Genomic DNA, 8,313 nt, shown 5'->3' on the forward strand with positions numbered 1-8,313 from the left:
GAACTGTTTAATCTTATTTGGTGAAATCTGTTCATTTTTATATGTAGAAAACTGTTGATTCTAGTTTATCGTTTACACCTGAAGATGCAGCAAAATATTTTAATGATTTAGAGGGGTTACATCAAGAACATTTTGAAGCAATCTTCCTTAATACAAAAAATGTAGTTATCGGCAGAAAAAATATTTTTAAAGGTTCATTGAATGCAAGCATCGTTCATCCGCGTGAGACATTTAAAGAAGCAATAAGACTAAGTGCTGCTTCAATTATTGTAGCCCATAACCATCCATCTGGGAATCCTAGTCCTAGTAATGAAGATGTAGAGGTTACTAAAAGATTAACAGACGTTGGTAAAACTGTAGGCATTGAACTGCTTGATCATGTGATAATTGGTCAATTTGGAAAGTTTATATCAATGAAAGAAAAAGGGTATATATAAATATATTCCTTTTAAAAACATAGGAGATTAAAAGCCCTGGAAAAACCTAGGGCCCTTTTTATTTACCATATTATTGTGATAAACAAACACTAAAAAAAACACTAGTATCTATACTTTCCTCTTCTTTACTTCAGCATAAATAGTGCTCCTTGGAACACCTGTCATCTTAACTATATCATTCACACTGATTTTATTATCTACTCGATTATCAAAGAGATCCATTGCACGTTCTATGTTTTTATTTGGTTGAGCTGGTCTTCCCATATGCTTACCTTGCTTTTTCGCCCTCTCTCTTCCTTCAGCTGTTCTTTCATTAATTAAGTCTCTTTCAAACTCACCAATTGCTCCAAGCATAGTGAACATTAATTTTCCTGATGGAGTGGAGAAATCTATTTGTTCCTTCAAGAAAACAAGACCAATGCCTCTATCCTCTAACTGACTAGCAATGTTGTGCAAGTCTTTTACTGAGCGAGCAAGTCTGTCTATTTTGGTAACAATAAGTTTGTCCCTTTCTCGTAAATAATCTAACACCTCATGAAGAGCTTTTCGATTTCCTTTTGCACCCGAAACTTTTTCCTCAAATACCTTTGTACAACCGTATTCCTTTAGTAAATCAACTTGGGTTTCAAGTGATTGCCCAACTGTTGAAACTCTAGCGTATCCTATTAAAGCCAATTAAAGCACCTCTGTTTAAAAGTCTATTATGTTTTATACATATAATTATATACTAACTTTTAGACAGCTTACACAGCCCATTTTCTAATCTTTTATTTTAAATTTTAATTTGTACAAAAGTTAATATTTTTAGACAGATTATAGACAGATAGCCTAAGAACAAACATCAGTTTTTATTCTCCTACTACATATTCGTCATTACCCTCTGCGAAATCTACCCATTGCATCAATAACTCTCTCATTCTTTCAGAGGGTATATAACAATCCATTGGTTGCCCGTTTCTAATACACCCTCGAAATAAAAATTGAATTAAATCTGACATCGCTAGTTGATCTACATCTACTTTAATACCTCTACTGTTAAAGAAACGATTTTCCATAGGATTCATAAAACGATTATATACATAAGCCATTGCTGTGCACTCTGAATATGCATTTGTAGCTCTCATATTCAATGGAACATAATTATCCCTAGAACGGTCATCTTTCTTATTTAATGTACATTTTTTGTTTTTTAGTTTTGGAGCGTAACTCTTAAGCGTTGTCCAAAATAACTTTTGATTTGATGGTTCAGTAATGCACCGATTCCTAAAAAAATTTATTAAATTCTTTCTGAGTTGTTCAATTTGAGTTTTATGTGCCTTATCAAACCAACTTTTTGATAGAGCTGTTCTTGAGTCATCTATTTTGTTTTTCAATGGATTCTGAAGGAAGTTTGTGTTTAAATTACTTTTTCTTCCTGTTGATGATTGGTAGTCTTCGTAAATTGTTAATAGATCCCCTATTTCTCCTCTTGGCTCAATTAAGCTGTTGTAATCTACCAATTCATAACGACCATTCTTTTGAACAACAGAATATTTCTCATACTGAACATCATATAAGTCATAATAGTATTTTTGAATTTGTCCATCAAACAAATACGTAAGAATATAAACTTCATCGAATGCTAAAAAAGCTCTGATATTCATGGTCCAAAACATTGCTATATTGTTATAAATAAATAAATTTTCATTTTCCGCTAAAACCCGAATATCCCTAAAACGATTATCTTCAACTGATTCATATTCTTCAGCTATCCAGTGAACTTGTCCATCAACATCAATTTCAATTTGTCTACTTTTTATGAGTACTTGTATGTCTTGCTGAGAAATTCTAATTTGTTCAAGAACGTTTGCAACTTCATCCATAAATAGAACGTATCCTTCAGATTCAATGCTATCTAATGTTTCATTATCAAGCATTGAGAATAGCTTGTGAGTCATTACAATAGATTTCCCATCTTCAATTAGTTTCTTTGCATGCTCATATTTAGAACCCCGTTTTGAATAAGGTTCAGCAAACTCGGCTTTAGTTGAATTTAAAACTCTTTCCACTTCAGCTAGATACGGAGTCACATAAATAAACTTTTTATCACTTGTAAAAATATCACCATCTGTACCAAATCCCACCTGCGAGTGATCATTTATGGTCTGAATTGCATAACTTGTTTTCCCAGCTCCACATATAGCGTCAATTACCTTTATTTCCATAATAATAAAATCCTCCAATTGATTTATTGTTTAAGTTCATAACTTTTATATCTTGAAGTTATGAAGTGTAAATCAATTGGAATAAAAAATTTATCTTTACACAAAATTGGTGCAAAAACTACAAAAAAACGTACCAACCGCAATACTTTAAGAGCCCTATCTCTTATAAAAGATATATAAAACGGTGCATAAATACTAAGATTAGAATACATTTAAAGGTACAAAAAAGACCTAGCATAACAATGGCAGCTCTTCTTGTTTCAAAGACTAAATTAATAAAAACCATCTAAATCTGCTTAAAAATCAAACTGAAATTTTCATCTAAGAATTTTGCCATCCTGTTTGCTTGAAAGCTCCAGCTTTGCCCTTGGGTTCTTGGATAAAATACATACCCACCATTTTCACAATCTAGTATCTTTCGGAATCGAGATGGATAAAGAATATTTTCTTTAATCCATTCAGATTTACGATTAACACGTTTTTCTAAATCCCTCATAGTCCAATAAACACCTAGTAATTCTTGTTTTTTAAGTTCTTCTAATTCAACTTTAGAAATTAGAATAGAGTCTGAGGGAATAGGAATACTAAGATTAACTATTAGCTTTTGTGTATTTTCCATTTACCATCAATCCTTCCTATTAACCTATAAAGGGCTCATACCACTTAGCGTAGTCCTAACATTAAGATTATTTTTATTAACAATTGCAACAAATTATTAATCCTTTCATTTATTATTAATAAAATGAGAATTTTATAATACGATCATTTCTATATAATTAAAAAGGCCACTTTACAGTGACCAAAAACATTCATAATTAAAACTATCCTATTCTTGTAGAACTACTTTACTAAAAGCTTTTTATTCTTCAAGTAAGATCCTCTTTTTTTACTTTATAATGCTTTTGGCTATGATGATCTGGAATTTTGCCATATTTATATTTGCAAAACTCTTGATGATAATCCTCTAAGCCTTCTTCTCCATGGAATTGAACAGCTGTCATATCAATTACTCCTGAATAATAAGGTCGGTCACCGTCATATTTTAAATCTTCATATACAACACAATGATCAACTTCATTAATCCAGCATACACCTTTTTTATATTTGTTATATCCATATTGGTGTAATAATTCCAAAGTGATTTCGGACGCATCATAACAAGCCCCTATATAAAATTCCCTGTCACTTTGTTTTGAATTATTTCTTTTCAATCTACACTCTATTTCATTTTTTATATTATCAATTTCTTGCTGTGACGGAGTAGTCATAAAGTAATCACCTTCCAAGTTTTCACCCATTATTATTCCATTCAGTCTTTCTTTTTGCTATCTTTGTTATTCTGCAACCTAGCATTAATTTTTTTCCAGTGATTCTTTACTTGATGCTCCATAAGATTATTTGTTTTAGATCCTTTATCAAATACTCTTTGTGCTCGATACGCATAAGTTATAAAATTTCCATGGCCCTTATGTTTCTTTCCAAGGTGAGTGTAATTTTTATATAAGTTTCTTCGTTGAGCCTTTTGATTATGTACATGTCTTTCGGTTAATCTATTACATATCCTAACCTTTTTATATGCTCTACTATAATACTTAAATAAACTCTTTTCTCTTATTTTCACATCAGAACCATTAAAACTAAAGCCTAAATAGTCCAGTACAGATGGTTCATGATTCATATCTAGGATTTTATTTTGATCATAATAATATTGTTCAGTTTTTTCCTCTTGAATGTCTAAATTAGGTATCTCATTTTTTATATGCTCTACAAAGTCCATATGATATTTATAATTGAATTGATCTTTATCATCAATCGGAATAACAATAATCAAATCATCACAATATCTTCTGTAGAGTCCACCACTTTTCTCAACGTGATCATTTATCATCTTATCAAAGTCAATTAGATAGATATTTGAACAAACTGAGCTTATTCCAGCCCCTTGTGGTATTCCAAATGACTTAATATTTTTCTGTATATTACTTTTTTTGAATTCTCTAAATTCCTTTTCAGTAAAGTATCTTTCTAAATTTGGAATTTCATCTCCATATAAGACCTTTAATTTTTCATCGATGTCACCTTTTTCAACCCAACTAAATCTTGTTATATTTTTAAATACTGCATAAAAATCATCAGGCAGAGTTTCAACTTCTAAAACAGTTCTGATTCTTTCTTTTAAATATTTATGATCAATATTATCAAAGAACTTAGTGAAATCAGCCACATAAATAAAAGCTTTTTCTTGATTGCTAATAAAATCGATAACCTCTTTCGCAAAGTGAATATTGCTTTTCCCTGGTAGATTGTTTCTATAAGCAGTAGCTACCTTATTTATTCCAAGCTTATCAACTGTTTCATTATATTTATGATTTAAAACATCTCCATAATATTTATAAATATAGCTATCAACATGAGAAGCATAAAAGATTTCTCTTATTTTTTCTTTTTTTCGTTTTCCTTCAATTTCTTTCTTTATATATTTATTGAATTTAATTTGAAAATGGATAAACGGATAAAACCCATGCTGAGCTATCCAACATGGGTCCATTATTTTTTCCTTAATATTTTTAAAAGAAACTTTGTTATCGAAATGCACATACCTTTTCATACTATACTTATCTTCTTGAATTTTAGCAGAGCTTGCAAAGGTATATAATCGTGGTCTATTATTCTGATTCATTACCAGTCACCCCTTGCAAGCATACCTTGTTTCATTTATAGACCATTTCTAGTCTATAATAGGACCACTGAATTCACTGATATGCTATACTTTAATTAGTATAATAGAAAGGTCAATAACTGGAGGAGTTGAAATCTTGACGATGGATAATTCTTTAGCAATGTCCATTATAATAATGTACTGTTTAGTAACAGAGATTATTAAAGAATGGATAAAGCTTGACAGTAATTCACCAATCACCCTCATAACTCAATTTTATGAGACAATTTAATAGTATCATAAAATGATAGATTTTTCCAATATATAACGCTGTTGTTATTCATTTTCCGACCGTCCTAATTATAAATAACCTCTTGAATATATTCCTTTGGAATAGTAAATCCCTTACTTGTTAATCCTTTTATTGGCTTTGTGTCAAACGTACTTCCTAACAAATCATAATTTACAACTTCCAATAACTTTCCCGCCAATTCCCACAAAAATGATTCCCATTTTGCATTACCGTAATAATTTCCATCGAGGTCCATATTTTCGGCAATATATAATTCAGCAACATTTTCTTTAATTTTTATTTTCATCATTTTAATCTCCTTCTGTTTTTTACTGAGTTATTATACTGCGTCAATAACAAACGTAAAGCAAATCAATTAAAATACTACATTCCAATAAAAGGATATATTTGAGCAGTATGATCATTTCATAATAAATAATAGAAATATATTATCTTATCTTTCAAAATCCAATATAGGCTATCCTCGAGCCTATCGTCACTATTCGAAATATATTCTAATATGGTAACCCATCATCGTCACCATTAAGCCAATCATAATATGGAATATCAGTACCTTTTAGTCTTTCTTGTATTCTCTCAAACGGATTAATTTCTCCTTTTCTAACTTTACTTTTATATAAAGTGTTCTCTAAGCAAGTTCGAAGGTAACCTCCTAAGTTTTCAATTTCACCAATGTTGCTCATTACTTCATCCACTACTCTCATACAAACTTCTTTGCTAAGACCTTTTATACGGTATTCATTCGTTAACTTATGAATTATTTCATCAGTGTTAACTGTATCTTTGTTAACAAGATATTTCTTATTATTTATATCCTTTTCTTTAATATTATTTTTAATAGAGTTAAGTTTTTTATCTTCTTGAAGTTCAATTTTTTTATTTCTAGAAGTTAAATTTTTTAACTTCCGTTCTCCCACAACCATTTCAGCGTCTTCTTGTTTAATTTTGTATAAATCTTCGTCACTGTAATCAACTTTCAAAACATAAATTAAGTTCGCTTTATTAAGCCCAACTCGTTTTTCTTCTATCAATCCTAACTTATGTAATTCTTTCTTGGAAGTTATGAAAGTTGGCTCGGATATATTTAGTAAGTCACTACCATGTTCTTTACTCATCCTGACATAATATCCATTTTCGTCGATCCAATGATTTTGCATAGAGAGCTGCAACCGATCAAGCAATACGATGTACAGCTTTAATGCATTAGGTTTCATCTTCTTATAGCGTTCTGAAAGAATAAGCACTTTAGGAACCTTATAGAAAATAATGTTTGGTGTGTCCGATTCTGTGTAATACCTGCTCACTAACCTTTCCCCTTCTTGACACAGAAGAAAAAGACTTGCTATTATGCTTATATAAAGAAGTTAATTCTTCTGTGATTTGGATTAAGAGATGGTGAGCCGCCAAACTCATATGCCATCTCTTTTATTTATTTTATTACACGAACACGCATTCGTAAAATTAAAGTTTTAGTCCCTTTAAAGCACCATATTGCTTATGCTTTTGTTCAATGTCTGGTCCCCATAGATTTACATATCTCTTTGTGATTGTCATATCACTATGGCCTAAAATGGTCATCAAAGTAAAAGCATCAACACCAGCCATTATCATTCTTTTTGCCATTGTATGTCTAAATGTATGTGGACTTACTCTCTTGGTGATGTTTGCTTCATTGCCATACTTATAAAATCTTGTTTGGATACTATGTGGTTTAAGTTCATTTTCATCATGATTAATAAACAGCTTATTAGTTTCCACATTGCCTCTGATTGTTATATATCTTTTTAGCTGCTCTTTTGTTGTATCTGATAAATAAACAACTCTCTCAAAGAGATTCTTTGTCCTTCTTATAATAATTTTGTTATCTCTCACATCATCAACTTCAATTCCAACTAATTCAGACAATCGAACACCAGTATCAAGAAAAACCAATAATATTGTTTCATCTCTAAAACCAATAAAAGTTTTCTGTTTACGAATTGTCTTTACTAACAATTCAATTTCTTTATTATCTAATGTCTCAATAGTCTTTTGTCTATCTCTTAGCAATTTAATATTCTTCATTGGATTGTTATCAATTAGATTATCTTTGTATAAATAGTTATAAAACGCACGAAGAGCACGCAGCCGAGTATTTATAGTAGTTACCTTCATTAACTTTTTACTTTGAAGGATTAATTCTTCAATATCCTTTTGACTGCATTCAACTAATTCCTTTGAGATAAGTTTCTTTGCACCGTGAAATTCATTTTTATAATACTCAATTGTTGCTGGTCTTAAGTTTTTCAAATAGCAGTTCCTAAAGAATTTTTCAAAAGCTTCTTCATCACTAATAGCCTTTTTAATAATTTTTAATTCTTCTTCAGTTAATTCCTTACGTCTTCCCACAATAACAACCTCCTAAGCGCGGCACACGATTCGAGGCACACGATTTTTGATTATTTTGATCGTGAAAAGCCCAAATAAAAAAGACCTCAACATAATCGTTGAAGTCTTGATATTACTGGGTTTATGATACCGGTGGTCGGGGTCGAACCGACACTCCAGAAGGAACACGATTTTGAGTCGTGCGCGTCTGCCAATTCCGCCACACCGGCATGATAATGATCTATAGTAATTTAAATGGTGCCGAGGGCCGGACTTGAACCGGCACGGTAGTCACCTACCGCAGGATTTTAAGTCCTGTGTGTCTGCCAATTC

At 31.1% G+C, this 8,313-nt stretch carries 8 protein-coding genes, 1 tRNA gene and 1 pseudogene; 1 reads left to right on the forward strand and 9 read right to left on the reverse strand.

Annotation, left to right across the window (positions count from 1 at the left end; translation table 11 throughout):
• Positions 1-74: 74 nt before the first annotated feature.
• A pseudogene (gene radC, locus KH400_RS20510) lies at positions 75-437 on the forward strand (RadC family protein); the annotation flags it as partial.
• Positions 438-545: 108 nt separating this feature from the next.
• Here radC and KH400_RS20515 read toward each other — a convergent pair.
• The 9 genes from KH400_RS20515 to KH400_RS20555 all read right to left on the reverse strand — a co-directional run bounded on the left by KH400_RS20515 (position 546) and on the right by KH400_RS20555 (position 8,210).
• The gene (locus tag KH400_RS20515; RefSeq protein WP_217227821.1) at positions 546-1,112 is read right to left on the reverse strand and encodes a recombinase family protein; all 567 of its coding nucleotides are present in this window, start codon (positions 1,110-1,112) and stop codon (positions 546-548) included.
• 173 nt (positions 1,113-1,285) lie between these two features.
• Entirely contained in the window at positions 1,286-2,641 is a 1,356-nt protein-coding gene (locus KH400_RS20520; protein ID WP_217227822.1) for a YonV family putative phage-derived protein, read from the reverse strand.
• A 286-nt stretch (positions 2,642-2,927) separates the two neighbouring features.
• Complete coding sequence (locus tag KH400_RS20525; RefSeq protein WP_217227826.1) at positions 2,928-3,260, reverse strand: DUF771 domain-containing protein; 333 nt, start codon at positions 3,258-3,260, stop codon at positions 2,928-2,930.
• Between the two features lie 247 nt (positions 3,261-3,507).
• Entirely contained in the window at positions 3,508-3,909 is a 402-nt protein-coding gene (locus KH400_RS20530) for a hypothetical protein (RefSeq protein WP_217227828.1), read from the reverse strand.
• A gap of 41 nt (positions 3,910-3,950) precedes the next feature.
• Positions 3,951-5,321 (reverse strand): antiviral reverse transcriptase Drt2, encoded by a 1,371-nt coding sequence (gene drt2 / locus KH400_RS20535; RefSeq protein WP_246589938.1) that lies wholly within the window; start codon positions 5,319-5,321, stop codon positions 3,951-3,953.
• Between the two features lie 335 nt (positions 5,322-5,656).
• Positions 5,657-5,902, reverse strand: a complete 246-nt coding sequence (locus KH400_RS20540) for a hypothetical protein (protein ID WP_217227830.1) — start codon at positions 5,900-5,902, stop codon at positions 5,657-5,659.
• A gap of 205 nt (positions 5,903-6,107) precedes the next feature.
• A complete protein-coding gene (locus KH400_RS20545) occupies positions 6,108-6,917 on the reverse strand; it encodes a replication initiator protein A (protein WP_217227832.1) in 810 nt (269 codons plus the stop codon).
• A gap of 157 nt (positions 6,918-7,074) precedes the next feature.
• The gene (locus KH400_RS20550) at positions 7,075-8,001 is read right to left on the reverse strand and encodes a tyrosine-type recombinase/integrase (protein ID WP_217227834.1); all 927 of its coding nucleotides are present in this window, start codon (positions 7,999-8,001) and stop codon (positions 7,075-7,077) included.
• A 127-nt stretch (positions 8,002-8,128) separates the two neighbouring features.
• Positions 8,129-8,210, reverse strand: a tRNA-Leu gene (locus KH400_RS20555).
• Positions 8,211-8,313: the final 103 nt, after the last annotated feature.

The sequence above is a fragment of the Desertibacillus haloalkaliphilus genome (assembly GCF_019039105.1).
Classification (GTDB): Bacteria; Bacillota; Bacilli; order Bacillales; family KJ1-10-99; genus Desertibacillus; species Desertibacillus haloalkaliphilus.

Excerpts from the sequence above, each read along its gene's own strand:
- KH400_RS20520 (WP_217227822.1), bottom strand. The coding sequence starts at position 2,641 with ATGGAAATAAAGGTAATTGACGCTATATGTGGAGCTGGGAAAACAAGT.
- KH400_RS20525 (WP_217227826.1), bottom strand. The coding sequence starts at position 3,260 with ATGGAAAATACACAAAAGCTAATAGTTAATCTTAGTATTCCTATTCCC.
- KH400_RS20530 (WP_217227828.1), bottom strand. The coding sequence starts at position 3,909 with ATGACTACTCCGTCACAGCAAGAAATTGATAATATAAAAAATGAAATA.
- drt2 (WP_246589938.1), bottom strand. The coding sequence starts at position 5,321 with ATGAATCAGAATAATAGACCACGATTATATACCTTTGCAAGCTCTGCT.
- KH400_RS20540 (WP_217227830.1), bottom strand. The coding sequence starts at position 5,902 with ATGATGAAAATAAAAATTAAAGAAAATGTTGCTGAATTATATATTGCC.